This is a genomic window from Gammaproteobacteria bacterium (assembly GCA_013696315.1).
GTDB lineage: Bacteria > Pseudomonadota > Gammaproteobacteria > JACCYU01 > JACCYU01 > JACCYU01.
The window spans coordinates 1-2,017 of sequence record JACCYU010000221.1 but is presented as its reverse complement, the minus strand read 5'-3'; the positions used below and the strand labels follow the sequence as shown (position 1 = coordinate 2,017).

At 56.6% G+C, this 2,017-nt stretch carries 2 protein-coding genes; both read right to left on the bottom strand.

The genetic code is table 11. The features are described from left to right. Positions 1-173: 173 nt before the first annotated feature. A complete protein-coding gene (locus tag H0V34_13040) occupies positions 174-584 on the bottom strand; it encodes a hypothetical protein (protein ID MBA2492571.1) in 411 nt (136 codons plus the stop codon). Between the two features lie 392 nt (positions 585-976). Continuing rightward, entirely contained in the window at positions 977-1,534 is a 558-nt protein-coding gene (locus tag H0V34_13035) for a phasin family protein (GenBank protein MBA2492570.1), read from the bottom strand. Positions 1,535-2,017: the final 483 nt, after the last annotated feature.

Here is a 2,017-nt window from a genome sequence, read left to right as displayed (position 1 = left end):
GCCGTGTAAAACCTGTCCCATAGTGCCTCCTTATCGATGCTAAAATCGCTTATACCATGACACCCTGGGATTGAACAACTAGGCAATAGCAGACAAAGCCCGTCCGCGGCGCGTCCGCGACGCCATGGGCGGCCGCGGACGGGCCGCCCCTATCGTAATCGCTCACGCATCATTCACGGACACGGGGCGAACTCGCACGTCGGTGGCTGGCGGCCGACGTACGAACCATCCGGACACGATTTAGCCTCCTGCGTACATGCGACCTGGTCATCTGCGTCGCAGCTCGCCGTGGGCGCCACCCAGTAGGCCGTCGTCCCCGGCTTGGGATGAACGGATTGCAACTGTCGCACCAGCGCCGTGAGTTCGTCTGATTCTACGATGGGCGCCACCTGAGCGCAGGCGGAAAAGCCGCCCTCAATCGCATAGCCCGTCACGATAAACCGGTCAATCACGCCATTGCCTACAGCGTGGCCTATGACTTGTCGGACTGTGTCCACAGCAGCCACATCGGCCGGCGGGCCAATGCCGTTGATTGCGATTTCAATCGCACGATTCTTCCCGAACGTTGGCGGGCTGATTGCCATAGCCAGCCCCGCCAGCACGACATACATTAATTTTTTCATGCGTATCCGCTTGAAGTATTCAAGCCCCAGCGCGCCACCGTGACCGCGTACGCCGGATTTTCGGCGATACGCTGGCCTCTCAAGTGCGAGTTTACACCAGCGCCACGCAGACCGGTAATGGGACAGTGTCGCTAATCACGACCAGATCGCTACCGTACGCTACGACCGGTTCGAGAAATTTGGCAATATGCGAGTGTATCCTGCGAATTCCAGACAATAAAAAAGCCCCGCGTGAGCGGGGCTTTCAGTATCAGACCTTCCGTGGTCTCTGTCGCAGCCGCTTTCTGCCGGCTCGACATTGAGTTGCGCTTTAGGCTCCGATGCGGCTCATCGCAACCTGGGTCTATCCTTACTTACGCAACTTTCTTGGACGAAGCACGCTCGACCTTGTTCTTAAAATCGCGCGTGGTGGACTCCACACGTTTGCCGACTTCTTGCCAGCCTTCGACGGTCACATTGATAGCTTCCTTGATGCTGTCGGCGTACCGCTGGCCGTGCGTCTTGACCAGTTCAGCCTGCGCGGACCCAAATTCACGCGGATCGCTCAGCTTGCTCATCACCTGCAGCTGATCGTTTGAGGCATCGAACGCCTGCTGGATAAGATTCTGCTGAATGCCGCCAAGGCGTTGCAGCATGTTTGTCTGCACTTCTGCTATGCCCTGAAATGCGCCGAACATGGAACGACCGATATCCTGCGCCTGGTCGGTCAGTTGCGTAACATTGTCATTAGTTGCCATAAGGTTATACCTCCTGGGTATGGGTTCGGAAGAAACCATCTGGCCTCTCCCGTGTGTTTGTTGCATTGCACAATAACGCTCACGGCGCGGCATGTCAAGGGCGCCGCCGCATAAATTCAGCATTCCACGGAAGAACGGCCGCGTAACGGGCAGCGACCCGCCGGGGTCAGCCACGTCACAGCATGTAACTCCACAAACGTCATGAACTGCCTGCGGAGTCTGGCAGGGCGTTCTAACCCCCCGGTAATCGAAATGCTGAAGCATGTGGCGCCCACCCATCAGCAGGTAATTGACAGCAGCCTGACGTACACCGCTCGTCGCGACATGTTTTGACACACCATCGAGTGATACTGATCTCCCAAAATGCCAAGGAGACCAGCATGCCGCGCTACTCCTCTGTCCCAAGTCACTTGTCTCCCGGTAAGGTGCCCGCGCCCGAACCTCGCGGAGCACTCCGCCGCGACTGAGATTCGAACGGTCATCAGGTCGCGCTGCGCCGCGCTTGCACAAAGCAAGAGATACACTATAAGTCACTGTTGTCTCATAACTTTGGCAAAAGAAAGGCCTGAACGCCGCTTGTTTTGTTACAATGAAATTTCCACAACTCATTGAAAAACAAGCAGGAGAACAGGCCTTGGCACATCATGATACGGTATT